The following is an 18,786-nucleotide window of genomic DNA, read 5'->3' as shown; positions in this document are numbered from 1 at the left end:
TTAATGCCAAGAACAGAATCTGTCGTCCCTAATCGGAGGAGACCTCATGAATATTGCAGCCCAGTCTTGGGAGCGCCGCGAAGCGACTAGCTTCTTCCACACGTTCACTGATCTTCCTTCGCTAAAAACGGATGGCCCCGTAATCATTGATCACGGAGAAGGTCCCTATATCATTGACACTGTCGGCCGCCGGTACTTTGAAGGGAATTCCGGTCTGTGGAACATGACGCTCGGCTTCTCCGAGCGGCGCCTTAGCGATGCAGCACTCAAGCAGTATCAGGAGTTCCCCGGCTATCACACGTTCTTCGGCCGCAACTCGAAGCCGACCGTTGAACTGGCGGAACGGATGCTCAAGCTCGCACCTGCGCCGATGAGCCGCGTGTTCTTCACCAACTCCGGATCGGAAGCCAACGAATCCATTGTCAAGCTGCTCTGGATGATGTGGGCTGCCGAAGGCAGGCCTGAGCGCCGCAAACTTCTGACTCGCAAGAATGCATATCATGGCGCCACGGTCATGGCCTCGGCGCTGACCGGCAAGGACTACGTTAAGGCCTTCGGGCTTCCGGGCCCGGAAATCGTCACACTCGATTGCCCCCACGCTTGGCGTTTCGCACTGCCCGGCGAGGGCGACGATGAATTCGCTGCTCGTCTTGCTGCCAACCTGGAGACACGAATCCTTCAGGAAGGCCCCGAGACGATCGCCGGCATGTTCGCCGAGCCAGTGATGGGCGCAGGTGGCGTCATTGTTCCGCCGGCGACCTACTTTGCGAAGATCCAGCCGGTCCTCCAAAGGTATGGCATTCCGTTGATCGCAGACGAAGTGATCTGCGGCTTTGGCCGCACCGGCAGCCTCTGGGGGACGCTGGCAGTCGGACAACAGCCGGACATCATCGTTGCTTCGAAGAGTATGTCTGCCGGTTACTTCCCGATGGGCGCCGTCATGCTCTCGGCTGACATCGACAAGCGGGCGACAGCAGCAAGTGAGGTTTGGGAAGAGTTTCCGCATGGGTTCACCACCGGCGGCCATCCGGTTGGATGTGCGATTTCGCTTGAGGCAATTCGGATCATCACTGAAGAGGGCGTTTTCGAGAATGTGAAATCCGTGAGCGAGACGTTCCAATCCGGCCTCCGCGCGCTGGCGGATCATCCGATGATCGGAGAAGCGCGGGGAATGGGCCTGATGGGCGCGCTCGAGACGGTTGCTGATAAGAAGACGAAGCAATCGTTCTCCGGTGATTTGCGCATCGGCGAGCGGATTTCGAAAGAAGCCCGCGATCGGGGATTTATCATCCGTCCATTGGGTTCATCGGTCGTTCTTGCTCCGCCTTTCATCTCCACACACGGTCAGATCGAGGAACTTCTCGCCGTGCTCAAGGAAGTTCTCGACGTCGTTTACGGCACGGTGAAGGGCGAGGTGGCGTAACCATGGGGGTCGAACCATTCCTCGCTGATCGGACGCCCGTCAGTGTCCGGAATGAGGATGGCAACTCGCAGATCGTTTTGATCTGCGAGCACGCGTCCAACTACGTCCCGCCCCATCTTGATGGGTTGGGACTTCCGCCGGAGAAACTCACAGAACATATCGCTTGGGATCCCGGTGCGCTCGGCGTTGCCGAGAAGCTTTCTGACCTTCTCGACGCGCCACTCGTTTATGCGAACGTGTCGAGATTGGTGCTCGATATCAATCGGGAGCCCGACCATCCGGGATCAATCATCAAGCTGAGCGAGACGACGGAGATTCCCGGAAACGCCGCCTTGTCGGATGTCGAGCGATCGACCCGCTGCGCCGAGGTCTACGAGCCGTTCCATGCCGCGGTTGATCGGATCATTGATGGGCGCAACCAGCGTTCACCATGGCTCATTTCGATCCACAGCTACACCCCAGTCTACAAGGGTGCCAAAAGACCTTGGCATGTGGGCATCCTTCACAACGACGATACCAGGCTTTCCCAACAACTTCTCAGCGCTCTGAGACAGGACCCCGATCTGGTCGTAGGCGACAACGAACCATATGCGCCAACCGATGGTGTGTATCACACGATCGAGCGACACACTGCCCCGTTCGGTTTCGCGGGCGCCATGATCGAGATCCGGAACGATCTCATCTCCGACAAAGAGGGTGAAACGGGTTGGGCAGACCGTTTTCATCGCATCTTGAAAGGAATGCTGACCCCAAAGAAGCAGTAGTGAAAACCTCCGGCTGATGTCCGGTGGTTAGCCCAGAACCACAGAGGAGAACATAACAGTGTCAAATGAACACGTAAAACTCGACAGGAGGCTCAGCACAACATCGGCCGCGATGTTTGGCCTTTCCTACATGTCGCCGCTCGTCGTTATCGCGACCTTCGGCGCTATCGCAGTCAAGACCGGCGGAGCTGTTGCCACTGCCTACGTCGTAGCAACCCTGGCAATGCTCGCAACCGCGGCCAGCTACGGCTTCATGGCTTCACGCAACCCTGTTGCGGGCTCGGCTTACACCTACACCTCGAAAGTATTTGGGCCAATTTCCGGCTTTATCGTCGGATGGGTGCTTCTCCTGGACTATTTCTTTATTCCGATGGTCATATGCCTCTTGACGGCGACCAGTCTGTCTACGCTCGCCCCCGCGGTGCCGTTCCCTTTTTGGGTCGTTGGCGTCGCGGTATTGTCGACGATAGTCAACACCCTTGGCATCAAGCTTACAGACCGTATCAATCTGATCATCATGGCCACCCAACTCCTGATGGTAGCGATGCTGGCATATCTGTGCGTCGTGGCCGTCAGCCACCTTCCTGACGGTGAGTTGTTCTCGGCAAAGCCCTTCACCAACGATCAGACCAACTGGTCGATGATCATGGCTGGCGCCGCGGTCGCATGCTACTCGTTCCTCGGCTTTGACGCGATTTCGACCCTTTCCGAGGAGACGGTCAATCCGCGTCAGTCGATTCCGCGCGCGATCATGATCGCGACAGTTTTTGGCGGCGGGATCTTCATCGTCGCCACCTACCTGATGATGGTGGTGCATCCGTCGTTGACGTTCGACAGCGTCGATACCGCGGCCTACGAGATCGTCGGTCAAGTGGGCGGCGAAACGTTCAAGACCATCTTTACGCTGGTGGTCGCCATTGCCTTCTTCGCCGCCGGACTGTGCGCGCATGCGAGCGCATCTCGGCTCCTCCTGGTGATGGGCCGCGATAACGTTATTCCCAGCGCCCCGTTTGGCTACATCAATCCTCGTCTGAAGACGCCTGTTGTGAACATCATCCTGGTCGGTGTGGTGATGCTCGGCGCAATCAAGTTCGATATCACGACATCGACCTCCTTCATCAACTTTGGCGCGTTCACAGCGTTCTTCGCCGTCAATATCTGCGTCATTGGCTACCTTTTGAAACAACCGGAAGAGCGAAGCGGCCGCGCTCTGCTGATGCTGGTTTCTGTTGCGGGAGCTTTGTTCTGCGCCAGCCTCTTTCTCAGCCTTGATCGTGTGGCCATCGGATTGGGATTCGGCTGGCTTGGGTTAGGATTGGTTTATCTTCTGGGGAAGACCCGTGTCCTGACGCGGCCACTGCCAACGATGACTACCGACATCTAAGATGGGTCTAAGGGGGAGGGCGGCTGGTGATCGCCCTTCCCATCGCGCAGCACTGGATAGGAAGCATTCTTTCTGCCATTGGGCTGAAACCTACTTCCTCGCGGTCGGCGGTTGGGAATCCAATCCGAGGTAAGCGAGCCAAAGCGGGTCATCACCGCGCGAACTACAGTCTTCCCGTCTGCCTCCCAGGGCAGCAACTCGGCTGCCGTCGAACAGGTCCCGGCGGCGGCCACTTTTTCTTTGTCTACATTCATCAAGGACAAGCTCTCGTCCTCCGACCGTCCGGAACTGACCTCGGCGAAGATCATTATCTCCCGCGGCCGCGCGCTAGGCTCTTCGGAGAAGTTCAAGGAGGTCATCCTGCCGGTCGCCCATAAGCTCGGCGCCGCCGTCGGCGCCTCGCGCGCTGCCGTCGACGCCGGCCATGCGCCGAACAACTGGCAGGTCGGCCAGACCGGAAAGGTGGTCGCCCCCGACCTCTACATCGCCTGTGGCATTTCGGGCGCCATCCAGCACCTTGCCGTCATGAAGGACTCGAAGGTCATCGTATCGATCAACAAGGACGAGGAGGCACTGATCTTCCAGCTTGCCGACTGCGGCCTCGTCATGGATCTCTTCGAAGCCCAAGTCGGCAGACGCTTTGGAGCAGCTTACGCGTCAGGTAAGAAAGGGCGGGACGGATGTTGCGCTGGTCATGGGCGAACTGTCCGATGAGAGCCTAGGCGAACGCCCGGTGAGCAAGGCGATCGAAAGCTGGGGAAGGCTTGATGTCTTGTCGCCAATGCCGGCTTTCCAATCCTCAGGTGCAACGGGCCGTATCGTCACGGCAATATTGTCATAACCCCCCGCCTTCGCTGACTTGACGTTCGCCTCAGTTGATACTACATTTTGTCTCAAGTGAACAGGAGTGTTCATGCTAGCTTTTTCCAGCGTTGCCGAGGTGCTTGGTCTTCCCTCAAAGGCTGTGCCCCAATCGCCGATCGGCTTGATTACCCAAATCGAGCAGGGATTGCCGATTGGCACTGTCGAGCGAATGTCCAATCTCGTCGCGCCGTCTGACACGCAATTCAAGTATCGCTTGGTGCCGCGGGCGACCTATGAGCGGCGCAAGAGCGCAAAGATATTGTCGCCGGAGGAGGGGACCCGGCTTGCACGCATTGCCCGTGTCTGGAGCTTGGCGCTGGAGGTTTGGCGAGATCCCAACGAAGCGCGCGATTTCCTGTTTCACGCTCATCCGATGATCGAGGATAGGCGGCCGATCGACGTCGTCATTCAAAGCGAGTTTGGCGCCGAAATGGTGCTCGATATTCTGAGCGCCCTCAAATACGGCAGCGCTGCGTGACGGCGCAGATTCTCGATCGAACGCTGACGTGCTATCGAATAGGGGATCCAGCGGGAACGTATCCGATCTTCGATGCGACGGGGTCAACAATTGCGCCGGGGCGATGGAATACGCCCGGCAGTCCGCTGATCTACACATCGGAGCATTACTCGACCGCGCTGCTCGAAAAGCTGGTCCACGGCAGCGGACGGCTGCCGCCGAACCAGCATTACGTGGAAATCACGATCCCAAGCGGAACGAGCTATGAGGTGCTGCCGCAACCGGCATTGCCGGGCTGGGATTCGATGCCCGCGACCGTCAGCAAGGCTTTTGGCGAGGAATGGTGCCTGCAAAGGCGCAGTACCATCCTGCTCGTGCCAAGCGTCGTCGCGAGACCAGAAAACAATATTCTGATCAATCCTGCGCATCCGCAATTCCCGCATCTCGCGGCGAGCCTGCATCAACCGGTTTACTGGAACCGTCGCCTGTTTGGTCCGTAACCCGACGGACAGCGCCTTTCTCAAACTGGTCAGCCATTTCCATGGTCGACTGCCGAATGAAGCGCATCGATAACGGCCTGCGGCTTCTTGCAATCGGTCTCGGCGACCCACATCGGCAGCGGATCGGCGGCCGCTTCGTCGAGTGCCAACAGTTTTTCTGCATAGGCACATTTCATGGAGTGCTGTTCTTGCGGTCGACGACCTCGCCAGCGTCGCCACGGCAATTTCCTCTCTTCGATCCGAGACTTCGATTGGACACCAATTGACGAAAAGCTTAGCCGTGCTCATTTATGAGCGGATTTCACCTAATCATGAGAAGCCGTCATAATGATCGACAGACAGCATCTGGCAATCCTGAGGGAAGTCAGCCGGCGCGGCAGCGTCACCGCGGCCGCCGAGAAACTGAACGTCACGCAGTCCGCTCTAAGCCATATGGTTGCCAAGTTCGAGGAACGGCATGGCATCAAGATCTGGATGAAAACTGGCCGCGGCCTGCGACTGACGCAGACTGGCGAGTACCTGCTCAGTGTTGCCGAACGGGTATTGCCACAGATGGAGCACGCGGAGCGGGTGCTGAACGACTTCGCGGTCGGTCGGCGGGGAACGTTGCGCGTCGGCATGGAATGCCATCCCTGTCAACGTTGGCTGACGCGCATTGTCACACCCTATTTGAACCGGTGGCCCGACGTCGACTTCGATGTCCGGACTGCCTTCCGCTTCGACGGCGTCGGAGCGCTTCTGGGCTATGAAATCGACCTGCTCATCACACCAGATCCGATCGACGCGCCGGACCTCATCTTCACGCCTGCCTTCGATTACGAACTTGTTCTGATGGTGCATGAAGCTCACCCTCTCGCTAGGCGCGCGATCGTGCAGCCCCAGGATCTGATCGACGAGGAACTGATCACCGTGCCAGTAACTCTGGAGCGGCTGGACATCTACACGCGGTTTCTCGTTCCCGCGCATTGCCGGCCGCGTGAGCATCGCACCGCCGAAACCATCGATCTCATGCTGCAGCTCGTCTGCGCGGGCAGGGGGGTGACCGTGCTTCCGGACTGGCTGCTCAATGAGGATGCCGCTGGTCTGCCGATCCGGGCCCTGCGTCTCGGTGATGCGGGCATCCAGAAGAGCATCAATCTCGGCGTGCGTCGCGGCGAAGAGGCGATCTCCTACATCGACGGTTTCCTGAAGCTTGCAAGCGAAATTGGAGGCTCGCCTGCGGTCTGATGGCAGGGTTAGTCGGCTAGTGCGGATTTGATACCCTAGGCAAAACCGGGCCTGACGGAGCTGATGTGATCCTTTCCAGGAAGCACGGGCGAGGAGATTTGGAGACCGTTGTAGGCCGCGCGTCGCGACTAGACCTGCTGTCATGCCGGTCGTGGTGCCCAGAAGATAGCCCGAGCGTAGGCCGAACCGCCGCATGATGACCGCAGCCGGCAATGTTCCAAGGGTGAGGCCAGATTGAGCATACTGACCGGCAAGATTGCGGCGGCGGGATCGAAGGCCAGTTGCTGGCCGACGAGGCCGCCGGGCGAGACGATGATCGGAGAACTGACGCCACCGAGCGACTGTGCTGCCGTCAGAACCCAGCCGTTTGGCGAGGCCCCTCCTGTTGTTCCGACGCGGTTATGCTGTCGCGGAACGACGGCTTCGCTGCGGCGCCGAAGTCACTGACATGCGTCTCACCGAAGACGGTGTTGAACTGTTCGTGCGGCTTGCTGATGGACAAGAAGAGAGAGTGCAGACTCTCCATGTCATCGCGGCGGTGCCACCTCGCATCCTCAATGACGACCGGAGGGCAGCGCTCGCGCCGGGGAGGCTGGTAAGGGCTTGCCGTCATTGCCCAAGAGGTACGTGAGCCAGCGCAGCGCTCGGCTAACACGGCCAAGGAGACTAAGGGCAGTCCGTCCCTCTCGGTCGGCTGCCGGCTCCGACGGTGTCGACATCGAGCGAGATTTTCTGCACGTGACCAGTCGCGCCCCATCTCTTGTCAGCAGCCTGAGTGATCGGCGGCTAGGCTGCGTAAGCACTGCTGTTCGAAGCGCACATGCCAACGCAGATTGGTGAAGAACCCGCGGAGCATGTAGCCCGCTGTCTCCGGGTTCACAGTAGCATCTGCCGTCCCAGCTGACCCAGCATCTCCGCCAATTCGTCGGCGAAGCATTCGTCTTCGAAATGTTCATTCTTGAGCAATTCCAGTGTAGTTAGCACTAATGGATCGTCCCCGAACCTCTCCTCGGTCCATGCGAAAACAACGCCTTCTTCCCTCACGTGAAGATCCCGTAGGAGCGGCCCAAGCATCTTTGCGGCGTAAGCGCACATACCACGGTCGACTCCGTGCGGAAGGCTGTCCGCAATGGCCTCGAGATGGTCACAAAGTGTCAGTTGATTATGGTGAGACCCTGCCATCAGAGCCAGCCGATCGGCGGCGGCTACGGCTGGTGGCCGGTCCTGTGAGGGCGCAAGCTTGACCCGCGCGATCATACACTCCGGTCCTTTCGGTCCTCTTTCAGTCGTCTTCCGTGCTCGAAGGATGAGATACTGCGTCGCGTGGGACCTTGACCTGAATCAAGACCAAATCAGCTAGGTGTAATCGAGTTGGTAATCGGTCTGCCAACCAAGAGGGAGCGAGTTCCAGACGGCACCCCCTTTCTTGATCATCGCTGAGCGTGGCGATGATCGCCGCGCCTGAGGAGATGAATTTGCAAATGTTGCGCGACCCTGAAGGAGGGCTCACCGCGCGGGCGTCTCGTGCGCGTCGAGCGCTTTCAATGAGTGGAGAGGAGCCGAAGCCGCTCCGCGAGAAATTTCGCTGGACGACTGCAACGGCTTAGTTTCGGGATCGATCCTGAACGCCAAATGCAAGGGCCGTGAATAAATGGCTGAAATAAGCATGAACGGCGGCAAAACGGTTCGAGAACAAAACGAAGCCAACTAATACCGTCGAGCTATGACAGCAGAATCTGCACGTCGGCACTCCTAGTCGGAACTGATCATGTCTGACCGTCCGGCGTATTTAAGGCGATGTGGAGCGAGGCGGCGTCGCGCACGCCGCTTTCGTAGAGCTGAATTAGCCTCCTCGCGACTGCTTCGGCTTCTTCACTCTCCCGAGATAGCTTTAGTTCTCGCAGAACGTCCTCGAGGATGGCCTGTAGATCATTGAGCTCTTCGGGGGAGATCGGCAGACAGCGATGGTGGGCGTCCATCACGGTACCTCCTCTATTGGAGAGCGAAGCGAAAAATCATCTTCCCGTCATCGGCACGTGCTGGCAACCAACCACTGATAGAGGCAAATACTCCCGGTTTGGACGTATGCCGCAGGTGATCTCATGACGAGCGAAAGATGGGGCACGAGAGCCGATCATCAGGGTGTCGTATGCCTGGCGGTGCATCACCCATAATCTTGGCTCACTTTGATGGTCTCAAAGATGACGGAAATGGATCTGAGGATTTCTTGGGCGAGATAATTAGACGCGGCTGCGGAATCTGCGGCGTCCGTGGACGCAAAGGCCGTGATGATTTGGTCGGGAGCTGTCCAGATTGTATCGCCGATTTGCTCAACGACCTCCTTCAGGGAAGCTTCAACCCCATAGCGACAGAAACGGAAATGCCGTCGCAGCCGCAGGTAGACATGGATTGCCATCGCGGTGGCGAATTCTCGCTCTTGGCTGCCCAGGAGGTTCTGACGCATCGCCGGATCGATTTCCATTAGGGGAATAAGGACGGCGGCTGCCGTCAGTTCCTTGCGCATTTCCCTGGCCTTCCGCCAAGTGCTTCAATCTCCAAAGCGAGACTCCGCGATCGCGCCCTTAAACCACAGCTTTAGCGATGGTCCTGCAGGGGCGCATCTCTTGCCAAACGGCTCCACCCTCAATACCGGCGCCAAGAGCGGTTAAGCCTTCTTCACCTTCTCCGCCAAGGCGTTCGCCTTTTCGCGGGAGTTCCCCGCTTCCTTGATGATCTTGCGAGCCTGCTCCTCTGTGAGTTTGTGCTTTCGCTTGAAATAGCTCAGCTCATAGGCCTGCTCGGCGGCAACGCGTCGGCGATCGCGGCCGACGGACTTCTTAGCATCGGGCATCTGCGTCCTCCATTTTGTGGACGCATCAAAAACGGCATCGCGCATCGTAGGTTCCCCTTAGGCGCGGGTAACGCAATCGCGCGAGGCCGGCAGGGACGTAACAGCGCGAGATCTCGCGCCGGCGTTCAGGCTGGCGAAGGCTTGCAAACACCGTCAGCATAAATCCGCGGGCGCTTAAGCTCGTGCCGCAGAAGCCCCGCCGTTCAAGCGGCCATTCTGCACGGCCGCGCGAGACGCACGTTATCGGCCCGCGCTCTCGCCGTGGCCAGACGTGCGTCCTTCTTCTTCGTCGAGCTGCTTTTCCGCTTCGTGCCAGTGGCGCTCATGCCCTCCGTCAGGTCGTCCCTCGCGCTCCCAGATTTCGTAGGCGCGCCTCCGAATGCGCTCTTGCTTTTCGTCGGTGCTTTTATCCGACGGCTCGGTGCCAGTCTGGTTGGGCCTCTCCAGTTCGCGTTCAATCGTCTCCCTGGAGCCCTCGACCGGATCTTCGTTCCGTTTTTTGCGATCAGGCATCATTTCCTCCTTTGTAGATTGATACGGTCGAGCAGGAAAAAGGCGGGTACGACAGTGCTCCGTCAGACTCAGGAGCTCTCGGCGGCAGAATAGCAGTGCTCCAGGCTGCCGTCCCTCCGATTTCAACGAAGAACTCAGGCGGGCTCCTTGGCATCAGTCAATATTTGCCGCCACAGCGGGGTCCAGACCAGGCAAGCCGGTCCTGTGAACGCGTCCGAAACGGCGTCGCTGACGGTAAGTTCGCCTCAAACCCGGCCGTCGCTACAGAGGGCAGGAAATCACCCTTCCAAGGTTTTCGCAATGGAACGAGTTGAGCTTCCGGCGGGTTATTCCGATTGGAAAGATTCGGGAGGTCCCAATGAAGGAAGCTCTCTGGCGCGTACCCGTTTCGGTAACTCTTCAGAACGGCATGCCTCGCCTATTCCGCGGACCTTACGACGCTCTCGATTTCCTCGAATACGAGTGGCCGAGCCACGGCAAGTGGCACCACCGCGCTATTCGCGACTGCCGCGCCGCCCTTTCGGGGATCGTCGCCGCCGAGGTTGCAAGAGCATCGTTTGCCGCGGCTTGCGCCGAGGCGTCTTTGTCGCTTAGCGACGCACACGCCGCCGGCGTTTCCGACACGTCTGCAAAGCCGGCTGCCAAGCGGCAGCATTGAGCGAGGCCGCGGATCGGGCCTGACAAACGGGTTTAAGGCGGAGGTCCGGGACCCTGGCACTCAGCCAATGTGAAGAAAGGAGAACACTATGTCTGATCCCAGGGAGCATCTCCATGCATGGCTCAGGGATGCGCATGCGATGGAAGAGCAGGCGATCACCATGCTGACGAGCCAATCGGCGCGCTTGGAAAATTACCCGGAACTGAAGACGCAGATCGATAAGCACCTCCAGGAGACCCGCGATCAGGCGGCAATGTTGGAGCGCTGCCTGGAACGGGTCAGCGGCGGCACCTCCGGTATCAAAGACATTGCTGCAAAGATGGTGGCGTTCGGTCAGGGGCTAAGTGGCCTCTTCGTCGACGACGAGGTCGTGAAGGGCTCGCTCGCGAGTTATACATTTGAGCAGATGGAGATCGCCAGCTATAAGATCTTGATTGCTGCGGCCGAGTATGTGGGCGACCAGGAAACCAAGCGCGTCTGCGAAACCATCCTGCAGCAGGAAGTCGCGATGGCGCAATGGCTCGACGAACACGCCGCCGCGATCACGCGCAAGTTCCTCGAGCGCGATCAGCAAGGGCTGACGGCGAAACACTAAGCGAACTGACGCCATACCGCGCCGAGATTGTGGTCTCGCGACGATGGAGGAACATTCCCGGAATTTCGCGATTTGATGCAAGAATCGCGTTATGCGGGAGCGGCTCATGTTTCTGGTCGCAAAAGACACAATCAAGTTCAGCATTCTTGTCGGACTTGCGGCGATCTTCGTCGATGCCTCCATCGCCCACGGACTACTATGGGAGAACGATCCCTACTGGACCTATTGGGTGACCAAAACCTTCCTGATCACCACGGTATTCCTGTTCGGCACTGCGTTCATCGGAATAGGCATCGTGCCCGGCCTGGTCCTGACGGCGGTGCATACGCTGATCCTCGAAATCTACTATCAGTGGCTGGCGCCGGTCGGCTTGCCGCAGGAACCGGAATGGCTTGACTTCAATCACCTCTGGGTCACCGGCCTGCCGGTGCATTTCCTTGCCATCCTTGGCGGATACGCATTGGCGCTCTGGCTGTGGCGCCGCAATCATCCGGTGCTCGAGGCTGAGCGGGGTGAGACATGGCGTTTCGTCGTCTATGGGCTGGTCACGTCCGTAATCATTGTGGCCACCGACGGAATCTTTACCCAACTTCTGCTTCTGCAGGACTTCCCCGGCATCACCTTCTTCGTCCAACGCCTGCTGATCAGTTTCGTTTTCGTTTGCGTCTGGACGGCATATGCCGGCGCCGGGCGCACCGGTGTGGCTTTGGGGGCGCTGATGCTCGCGCTCGTCTGGACGACCTATAGCATGTACCTCGGGCCGCGCGGGCTACCGTTTGAGCAGCCCTATTATTCCGGCTATTGGGACCTGTGGTGGTACTCGTTCCCGGGTGGCTTCGTCTCCGCGGTGATCGGCTGGTGGGTCGGCGGATGGGCCATGAAGAACCGGCGGATGATCCCTGTCTCAAGCGTCGTCGTCGCGGGAATCATGATGAGCCTGCCCGCCGACCCGCTGTACGCGCAGGGCAGAGGCAGCGATGGCCTGGCGGCTTCGGCGCGTGCTTCGGGCGCGGGTGTCCGGGTGGTGGGGGCAGATCCGATGAACATGAACAGCACCCAACCGGTGACCGGCACGATCACTATCCAGGCGGTGGAGATGGGAAATCGCTGGTCGCACGTGCAAAACACCGATGCGATGACGGTCACCGCCCGATTCACGGGCGGCGAGGCCACCTATGATGTCAAGATCGACAGGCCGATGCCGCGACATCCGCTCGGGCTCTACACAACATGGTCGGGCGCCGTGCTCGAGCATGAGATGCATGGCGACACGGGCATAGGCACCAACAAGCTGCCGCGGATGCGGCCGAAGATCGCGCTTTGGGGCTGGGCGGAAATAAGTCGCAACGGCGAGGTGATCGCGCGAGCGGCACCCGCCCATGTCATGGTCCTCACCGACGGGCCGATGCAGGGCGTGATGCTGGAGATCGCCGCCGAAGACAAGAGCTTGGCCGCCGAACCGGATGGCTACATCCACGTCATGTGGCCGAAAGTGGAGCGCCTCGAGATGCCGGAAAACCACGACCGCACGCGCCAAATCATCGGCTGGGTCGGGCTCGCGGCGTTCGTGGCGCTATTCGGTGCATTGGCTGTGAAACGATCGCCCGAACATTCACGCCGGGCCTAGTGCTCAGCTGCCTCTAGATGCTTTATGGGCAATTGAGAACTGGCTTTACCGTCTTCCCCGCGAGTGGCGCTCGTCCTTACTTCCGACCTGCGTCAGATTGATTTGAGATACTCGATCAGCTCACCCTTTTCGTGATCGGTGAGCTTAAGATCGAGGTGGCGGCCGTAACGCTCTGATCTGCGACTTTTTCTTAACAATCGCAACAGCTTAGTTTCAAATCGCATTATCCGATTCAGGACCTCGCCTGTAGCAAGACGGCCGAGTCATCAATTCTCCGTGCCGCAGACTGGCTACCCTCTCGTTTAGGTCACGTCTCAGCCGGATGGATTCGCCCGAGGAACTGGACAACCGCGCCGCGCGTTCCGGCAATGGCAAACTCGCAAAACGAGGCAACTAAATGCCTATCTTCTTTTTCTAGTTGATGGTTCATGCGCCCTTCGTCATATGGACGGTCGCCATGGAAGAGCACGTTGCGATCGGGGCACGCGGGCGACGGCGGAAAGCCGCATCCTGCATCGCAGGGCGCGTGGAGAGCAAACGATCACTCCCGCCCCCAACGATCCTCACGCGATCGCTCGGAGCTACGCGGGGCACCTTCGGCCGTGCGGGCGTCAGTCCGTTGATCCGCATGATTCCTCCGCACGCCGTCATTCAGGCGCCGGTTAAAGCTTATGCCGCTTTGATCGCGATCTTCTTTTCGCTACTCAGGGCTTCGTCCGTCTTCGGCAGCCGCACCGTTAACACACCCTTCGCAAAGACTGCGTCGATCTTATCGGCATCGACACCGGGCGGCAGCCGGAAGCTGCGCTGGAAGGCACCATAGCGCCGTTCGGACAGGAAGCGGTCTTTTTCGCGCTCTTCCTTTTCCTCCTTCTTTTCCCCGCTGATCGTGAGCATGCCGTTTGCGACCTTCACCTCGACCTCGTTCGCATCCATACCGGGCATTTCAGCGGTGATCTTGTATTCCTGCTCCGCGTCCACGCAGTCGACCACCGGAGACATTCGCCACGTTCCTTTTTCGGACCACGGCCGATCGCGTTCACGCATACGTGCCGGGAAGGACCGCCAGCCCAGCGGATTGATATCATCGAACAGTTGATCGATTTCGCGGCGGAGGCTTTCGAACAGCGAAAGCGGCTCGCGCCGTTCAGGAGCAGACGTTTCGACCTTTACGGGTTGTTTTCGAGCAGCTTGGGCCATGATGGAACTCCCTTTGTTGGACGGTTCGCAGTGCCATGCAGGGAGAGGGCCGTGTGGTGAGGGAACGGCTGCCCGCTCGCGCAGGCTTGCGGTCACAATGCCGTCTACGGACAGATCGCGAAACGTGCCGCTCGTTGTCGGCCCGAGTCGATCGAAGCCGAACAACGGACGTCTCGATCACTCACCAGATCTCCGTCAGATGGGGGTAAAACAGCGCCCGACCAATAGCGGACGCTGCTTTGTTGCCACCAAGGAGGAGACCGATAGTGCAGCGGCGCGACCAGAACCCCGTGGACGCGGAATTGTTCCACGAAAAAAACCGACGCTTCCGGCCTCCGCCGCCTGCCTGCCAGAAAGGGCAGCACGCATACTGCCAGGCGCCTGATTGCGGCGAGGACTATTGAAGGTAAGCGCCGTTTATTCCAACGCTCGGCAGCTCGATGCGTCTTAAGAAGAAGCGATCCTGTCCAACTCACGCAGGATGTCGGTTTGGATTTCGCGATCCTGATGTTCAATTGCCGTCATCAGGTCTCGTAGAATGGCCCGCAGCCCGTGAACCTGGTCGATCAGGTCCATGGCTATGTCAATCCCTGCGGCATTGACGCCGAAAGCATCCATCAGATCGAGAATTAAATTCGCCCGGGCAATATCGGCGTCGCGAAATTCCGGCCTGCCGTCCACATATGCGGGCGCAATCCAGCCTTCTTCGATCCACTCGCTGAGAACTACGGTGTCGATCTTCAAGCAATTGCAAAACTCCAGATCGTTCATTGTTCGCCCTCCAGATGCCTGCGCGGATTTTGCGCCTGGCCCGCCTTCCAACCCTTCACGAATGCGGTAAGATCCGGGTCGGCAACCTCAGGCAGGACGATTTTCAGCGTGACGTAAATGTCGCCGGCGCCGCCACTGCGCTTCGGCACGCCTTTACCCTTGATGCGCAATCTCTTGCCGCTGCTCAAATTGGGCGGAATGGTCAGTTGTACGGCGCCCGATGGCGTCGGCACGCGAACCTTCCCGCCGAGTACGGCTTCGCTCAGAGAAATCGGCAGATCTATGTGAATATCGTCATTATCTCTAATGAAGAACGGATGCGGCCTGATGTGTACCTCGATCAGTGCATCCCCGGGCGCGCCGCCGCCATATCCAGGTTCGCCCTTCCCACGCAATCGCAGCATCTGACCGTCATGTGCTCCAGGTGGCACGGTTACTTCCAGCGAGCTCCCATCCGGTAAACGGACGTGGCTTTTGCCGCCATTCACTGCCAGAAGAAAATCGATGTCCATTGTGAAACGGCGATCTGCGCCGCGGGACCGGAATGCTCCCCTCGCGCTCCGTTGCGAAAAAAAGCGTGAGAACAAATCATCCGCTTCCCCGAAGTCCGCGAAACCTGCGCCGCTATGATATGGATCGTTTGGGCCGCCGGCTGATGCATATTGCCGATAAAAATCGCGTGGAGCCTGCTCGGCTCCGGCCATGTCGATTTCGCCTCGGTCGAAACGCGCCCGTTTCTCTTCGTCGCTCAAAAGCTGGTAGGCCGCCGAAATCTGCTTGAAACGGTCTTCAGCGCTCTTGTCACCTGGATGGAGATCCGGGTGCAGCTTCTTGGCAAGCTTGCGGAACGCATTTTGGACCTCGCCTTGGGCCGCATCGCGCTTTATCCCTAGAATGTCATAAGGATCCTCACTCACGACTTTGCTCTCCGTATCAGATCGCTGCCGGTTACTCCCGATCGGCTTTTCAATCCGGTCGAGTCGATCGCGGGTGACGCACTGCAAAGATGATGCGCGTCGGTTACAGCGAGGTGCATGACAAGCCGAAATTCGCGGCCGAGCGGGCGCCGATTTTCTCGGAGCCGCATCTCGGCACCATTTTTCTAATGTAAGACAGCCCAAAGGCCTCGCAAGCCGTCCCGTTCGATCTGCGATGGCCGCGACCGCACGACAACGGTCGTCTACTCTGAAGGCATCCTTCAGCAAGTGTGACCAAGAACTCAGAAACATTTTATCGTGGGAACGAAGCAGATGGGTTGGCGGTTCAACATACGACCTTTCAGGAGGCCCGAATATGAAAGAAATGCCATGGCGCGTTCCACTTTCAATGACGCTGCAAACGGCATGAAATGGCCGAGCCATGGCCATGCGGGCCTGTCGCGCAGCTCCCGAATGGCCCAGCATCATCAAGGCGGTGAGGTTTCATCGAAGCCCTAGTTTAAATTCCTGCTTCGCCTGTGCCGCCGATCTGTATAACGTCGGATGTCCCCACAGGTGATCGCTGGCACGACGTGGCAGCAACGTGCCGGAAATGACCGTAATGCGGCGAGGCCTGTGGTCCGGCCCTCAATCACTATCATGGACGGAAAGGACCATGCCTGATCTCGGCTTCGACTTCCAAACGATCCTTAGCGAAATAGCGAGGGTTCTGTTGGCATTTGCCCTAGCGCTGCCAATTGGTTGGGAGCGCAGGCATGGTAGGCGCAGCATAGGCTTTCGAACGCTTCCGATAGTGGCAATGGCGGCATGCGGCTTTGCCCTGATTATCGACACGAGCTCGCCGACCACCAATGAAGCTAGGGCCCGTGTTCTCCAAGGTGTCATCACCGGAATTGGCTTCATTGGCGGCGGTGCCATCGTCAAGCAAGGTAGCACCGTCAAAGGATTGGTGACCGCCGCCAGCATCTGGAATGCCGGCGCCATCGGGGTGGCGGTGGGACTCGGTCGCGCAAACATTGCAATCGTCCTCAGCTTGACCAACCTCCTTGGGTTATGGCTGCTGAGCACGCTCGGGGTACACGGTCACGAAGACCATGATGGTTCGCATCCATAAACGTTGAATATCGCGCCTGGACGGAAGACGGAAAACTCCGTCACCCTTCGTTTAAGGGCATCCGAGAGCGGACCGATGACGCAACTTATTCTCCTTAAATCGTGAACATCCGTCAGGCTAGCTCACAACGCGGCGGCACCCCGGCCTGAGCCTCACAGCGAAATTGATGCATTCCCATGAACGTTGAGGCGAAAAGCAGTGCAACGCTTGCGCAACGTTCACCATCTACTCGGAATTGGTGCGATTAGCCATTCCAGCGGCTGGGCCGGCAACGAGACGCGGTGATCCGCGAGAAGTTGGTGGAAATGGATATAGCTCGAAGCCCGAACCGGAGGTGAACAGCCTTCCACTGAGCGCCCTTTCAAATACCTCATTTCAGGCGCATTCTTCCTGCCATCAGCGGCTATGGGCAAGGGCGCCGCTGGCCGATACTTATGCTTTCGCCCTAACTAGGGAGGCCGCGTTATGTATCCTTTCCGCGATTCCGACTGCGTCATCCGCCCGGACGACATCAATCTCCTACAACGGGTGTTCGAGAACGAGCTCGCGAGGACGAAGCTGAACATCGATACGCCGGAAGCTGAGGCACTCGCAAAGCGGCTGATCGCGCTATACCAAGAAGGCATCAGAGACCCGGTTAACCTGATTGATATGATCCAAATTCACTAGGGCAAAAGAAAGCCTGCTCGGAGGGGGACAGTAGGGCGGGCTCAGTTTAAGGCCATAATGTGGCTATCCTCATCGTGACAGAACGGCGGAAGTTGTCCAGTAGGCGCGCCGCTGATCATGAGCCCCTGACTTGCGAGGCCAATGAGATTGTGAGGCCGATCCACCCGAAGGCCATGCCTGTCATTCTGACAGAGCCCGCGGAAATCGAGCTGTGGCTCACCGCGGAGTGGAAGGAAGCCAAGGAACTGCAGAGGCCATTCCCTTCGGATGCTATGATGCTGCAGCCGCTTGAACGGGACGAGGAGGCGATCCTCATCTAAGGTTCAGCGACGATAGATGGTTCTGCGGTTGCGCGTGTCACGACGTCCTGACAAGATTCGTTTCGCAATCGCCAAACTCTCTCACGATGAAAGGGGCACACTCGTGGCTTCAGGAACGGTAAAGTGGTTCAACAGCACCAAAGGCTTCGGCTTCATTCAGCCCGACGACGGCTCGGCGGATGTCTTCGTGCATATTTCGGCAGTAGAGCGTGCTGGGCTCTCCACTCTCAAGGAGGGTCAAAAAGTAAGCTTCGAAGTTACCCAGGATCGTCGCTCGGGCAAGACTTCCGCGGACAATCTTCGCGCACTCTGATCGATGATGCGGCTCAAAGACTGGGCGAGGGCAATCAAACGGGACGTGCATGCTCTGTGGCTCGCGGCCCGCGATCCTCGTATGCCCTGGTATGCGAAGGCGTTCGCCTTCGCCATAGCTGCCTATGCGCTCTCGCCCATCGATCTGATTGCCGACTTTATTCCCGTCCTCGGATATCTCGACGAGGTGATCCTCCTGCCTCTGGCAATTTTGCTAGCAATTCGGTTGGTGCCGGCAGAGATCATGGCGGAGCATCGGGCGACTGCTGCCGCCGCCCCAAAAAAGCCCTTCAATCGGGGTGGCGCAATTTTCATAGTCGCGCTGTGGGCCCTGGCTGCCGTCTCGATCACATGGTGGTTCATACCGACCGCTGCAAAATAGCACGCTCTCCAAACCGATATGACGCGCCGAACCTAATGATCAGATGGGGTTCGGCTTGGCGCCTCATCTTCAGGCGATTGTCATAGCCGCGCATTTTAGGCTGCGAGAACGCCCGCTGCACCGCTTCCGGCTCCTTCTCGAACATGAGAAGGATACGGGACGGCGCGTCGATATTGGATCGGCCCTGTTCCCAATCGCGAACGCGGCCGTGCGTTAA

General features: G+C 58.6%; 23 protein-coding genes and 3 pseudogenes. 17 read left to right on the top strand and 9 right to left on the bottom strand.

All coding sequences use genetic code 11. The features are described 5' to 3' along the window. Positions 1 to 46 precede the first annotated feature (46 nt). From SINAR_RS0132735 to SINAR_RS0132710, 6 genes and pseudogenes are all read left to right on the top strand, one after another. Positions 47 to 1,423 (top strand): aminotransferase, encoded by a 1,377-nt coding sequence (locus SINAR_RS0132735; RefSeq protein WP_028002922.1) that lies wholly within the window; start codon positions 47 to 49, stop codon positions 1,421 to 1,423. 77 nt (positions 1,424 to 1,500) lie between these two features. Further along, positions 1,501 to 2,187, top strand: a complete 687-nt coding sequence (locus tag SINAR_RS0132730) for an N-formylglutamate amidohydrolase (RefSeq protein WP_234710714.1) — start codon at positions 1,501 to 1,503, stop codon at positions 2,185 to 2,187. Positions 2,188 to 2,245: 58 nt separating this feature from the next. Then, positions 2,246 to 3,571 (top strand): APC family permease, encoded by a 1,326-nt coding sequence (locus SINAR_RS0132725; RefSeq protein WP_033058331.1) that lies wholly within the window; start codon positions 2,246 to 2,248, stop codon positions 3,569 to 3,571. Positions 3,572 to 3,709: 138 nt separating this feature from the next. Continuing rightward, positions 3,710 to 4,195 (top strand): annotated as a pseudogene (locus tag SINAR_RS01000000134580) (electron transfer flavoprotein subunit alpha/FixB family protein); the annotation flags it as partial. Positions 4,196 to 4,484: 289 nt separating this feature from the next. Beyond that, entirely contained in the window at positions 4,485 to 4,913 is a 429-nt protein-coding gene (locus tag SINAR_RS0132715; protein ID WP_028002919.1) for an antitoxin Xre-like helix-turn-helix domain-containing protein, read from the top strand. Next, entirely contained in the window at positions 4,910 to 5,392 is a 483-nt protein-coding gene (locus SINAR_RS0132710; protein WP_028002918.1) for an RES family NAD+ phosphorylase, read from the top strand. Before SINAR_RS0132715 ends, SINAR_RS0132710 begins: the two co-directional genes overlap by 4 nt. Before the next feature lie 29 nt (positions 5,393 to 5,421). Here the strand turns inward: SINAR_RS0132710 and SINAR_RS1000000136300 are convergent, their stop codons facing one another. Then, on the bottom strand, positions 5,422 to 5,568 hold the full coding sequence (locus SINAR_RS1000000136300; protein WP_234710713.1) for a hypothetical protein: 147 nt from the start codon (positions 5,566 to 5,568) through the stop codon (positions 5,422 to 5,424). 151 nt (positions 5,569 to 5,719) lie between these two features. Here SINAR_RS1000000136300 and SINAR_RS0132700 point away from each other — a divergent pair, with 151 nt between their 5' ends. Continuing rightward, positions 5,720 to 6,619 carry a LysR family transcriptional regulator gene (locus SINAR_RS0132700; protein ID WP_028002917.1) on the top strand — a complete coding sequence of 300 codons (900 nt, stop codon included), beginning with the start codon at positions 5,720 to 5,722 and terminating at the stop codon, positions 6,617 to 6,619. Between the two features lie 573 nt (positions 6,620 to 7,192). Further along, positions 7,193 to 7,290 (top strand): annotated as a pseudogene (locus tag SINAR_RS1000000138620) (methyl-accepting chemotaxis protein); the annotation flags it as partial. A gap of 205 nt (positions 7,291 to 7,495) precedes the next feature. On the opposite strand, the gene SINAR_RS1000000137095 reads toward SINAR_RS1000000138620, so the two are convergent. From SINAR_RS1000000137095 to SINAR_RS0132670, 5 genes are all read right to left on the bottom strand, one after another. Beyond that, positions 7,496 to 7,876, bottom strand: a complete 381-nt coding sequence (locus SINAR_RS1000000137095; protein ID WP_234710712.1) for a hemerythrin domain-containing protein — start codon at positions 7,874 to 7,876, stop codon at positions 7,496 to 7,498. A 509-nt stretch (positions 7,877 to 8,385) separates the two neighbouring features. Further along, positions 8,386 to 8,598, bottom strand: coding sequence for a hypothetical protein (locus tag SINAR_RS01000000134570; RefSeq protein WP_033058327.1), 213 nt, complete (start codon positions 8,596 to 8,598; stop codon positions 8,386 to 8,388). A 185-nt stretch (positions 8,599 to 8,783) separates the two neighbouring features. After that, positions 8,784 to 9,143 carry a hypothetical protein gene (locus tag SINAR_RS0132680; RefSeq protein ID WP_028002916.1) on the bottom strand — a complete coding sequence of 120 codons (360 nt, stop codon included), beginning with the start codon at positions 9,141 to 9,143 and terminating at the stop codon, positions 8,784 to 8,786. Between the two features lie 141 nt (positions 9,144 to 9,284). Next, entirely contained in the window at positions 9,285 to 9,470 is a 186-nt protein-coding gene (locus SINAR_RS0132675; protein ID WP_027997132.1) for a DUF3606 domain-containing protein, read from the bottom strand. A 240-nt stretch (positions 9,471 to 9,710) separates the two neighbouring features. Continuing rightward, on the bottom strand, positions 9,711 to 9,983 hold the full coding sequence (locus SINAR_RS0132670; RefSeq protein ID WP_028002915.1) for a DUF2934 domain-containing protein: 273 nt from the start codon (positions 9,981 to 9,983) through the stop codon (positions 9,711 to 9,713). Between the two features lie 358 nt (positions 9,984 to 10,341). Here SINAR_RS0132670 and SINAR_RS0132665 point away from each other — a divergent pair, with 358 nt between their 5' ends. The 3 genes from SINAR_RS0132665 to SINAR_RS0132655 all read left to right on the top strand — a co-directional run bounded on the left by SINAR_RS0132665 (position 10,342) and on the right by SINAR_RS0132655 (position 12,863). Next, positions 10,342 to 10,641, top strand: coding sequence for a DUF982 domain-containing protein (locus SINAR_RS0132665; protein WP_028002914.1), 300 nt, complete (start codon positions 10,342 to 10,344; stop codon positions 10,639 to 10,641). 88 nt (positions 10,642 to 10,729) lie between these two features. Beyond that, the gene (locus SINAR_RS0132660; protein WP_028002913.1) at positions 10,730 to 11,236 is read left to right on the top strand and encodes a ferritin-like domain-containing protein; all 507 of its coding nucleotides are present in this window, start codon (positions 10,730 to 10,732) and stop codon (positions 11,234 to 11,236) included. A gap of 106 nt (positions 11,237 to 11,342) precedes the next feature. Then, positions 11,343 to 12,863: a hypothetical protein gene (locus SINAR_RS0132655; protein WP_028002912.1), complete on the top strand. Its 1,521-nt coding sequence runs from the start codon at positions 11,343 to 11,345 to the stop codon at positions 12,861 to 12,863. A 669-nt stretch (positions 12,864 to 13,532) separates the two neighbouring features. On the opposite strand, the gene SINAR_RS0132650 is transcribed toward SINAR_RS0132655, so the two are convergent. The 3 genes from SINAR_RS0132650 to SINAR_RS0132640 form a co-directional block, all read right to left on the bottom strand. Beyond that, the gene (locus SINAR_RS0132650; protein WP_028002911.1) at positions 13,533 to 14,063 is read right to left on the bottom strand and encodes an Hsp20/alpha crystallin family protein; all 531 of its coding nucleotides are present in this window, start codon (positions 14,061 to 14,063) and stop codon (positions 13,533 to 13,535) included. Between the two features lie 447 nt (positions 14,064 to 14,510). Beyond that, positions 14,511 to 14,834: a chaperone modulator CbpM gene (locus SINAR_RS0132645; RefSeq protein WP_028002910.1), complete on the bottom strand. Its 324-nt coding sequence runs from the start codon at positions 14,832 to 14,834 to the stop codon at positions 14,511 to 14,513. Next, positions 14,831 to 15,751, bottom strand: coding sequence for a DnaJ C-terminal domain-containing protein (locus SINAR_RS0132640; RefSeq protein ID WP_028002909.1), 921 nt, complete (start codon positions 15,749 to 15,751; stop codon positions 14,831 to 14,833). Before SINAR_RS0132640 ends, SINAR_RS0132645 begins: the two co-directional genes overlap by 4 nt. Positions 15,752 to 16,427: 676 nt before the next feature. On the opposite strand from SINAR_RS0132640, the gene SINAR_RS0132630 reads away from it, so the two are divergent. The 6 genes and pseudogenes from SINAR_RS0132630 to SINAR_RS0132610 all read left to right on the top strand — a co-directional run bounded on the left by SINAR_RS0132630 (position 16,428) and on the right by SINAR_RS0132610 (position 18,569). Beyond that, positions 16,428 to 16,886: an MgtC/SapB family protein gene (locus SINAR_RS0132630; RefSeq protein WP_028002908.1), complete on the top strand. Its 459-nt coding sequence runs from the start codon at positions 16,428 to 16,430 to the stop codon at positions 16,884 to 16,886. A gap of 2 nt (positions 16,887 to 16,888) precedes the next feature. Then, positions 16,889 to 16,984, top strand: a pseudogene (locus tag SINAR_RS1000000138395) (hypothetical protein); the annotation flags it as partial. 367 nt (positions 16,985 to 17,351) lie between these two features. After that, positions 17,352 to 17,555, top strand: coding sequence for a hypothetical protein (locus SINAR_RS0132625; RefSeq protein WP_028002907.1), 204 nt, complete (start codon positions 17,352 to 17,354; stop codon positions 17,553 to 17,555). 59 nt (positions 17,556 to 17,614) lie between these two features. After that, positions 17,615 to 17,875 carry an SOS response-associated peptidase family protein gene (locus SINAR_RS1000000138690; protein WP_028002906.1) on the top strand — a complete coding sequence of 87 codons (261 nt, stop codon included), beginning with the start codon at positions 17,615 to 17,617 and terminating at the stop codon, positions 17,873 to 17,875. A gap of 103 nt (positions 17,876 to 17,978) precedes the next feature. Next, a complete protein-coding gene (locus SINAR_RS0132615) occupies positions 17,979 to 18,188 on the top strand; it encodes a cold-shock protein (protein ID WP_028002905.1) in 210 nt (69 codons plus the stop codon). 3 nt (positions 18,189 to 18,191) lie between these two features. Beyond that, complete coding sequence (locus SINAR_RS0132610; protein ID WP_028002904.1) at positions 18,192 to 18,569, top strand: YkvA family protein; 378 nt, start codon at positions 18,192 to 18,194, stop codon at positions 18,567 to 18,569. The last annotated feature ends 217 nt before the right edge of the window (positions 18,570 to 18,786 follow it).

Origin of the sequence: Sinorhizobium arboris LMG 14919 (genome assembly GCF_000427465.1) — a bacterium.
Lineage (GTDB): Bacteria > Pseudomonadota > Alphaproteobacteria > Rhizobiales > Rhizobiaceae > Sinorhizobium > Sinorhizobium arboris.
Note: the sequence above shows the minus strand (reverse complement) of the source record. Positions and strands in the feature narration are given on the sequence as shown.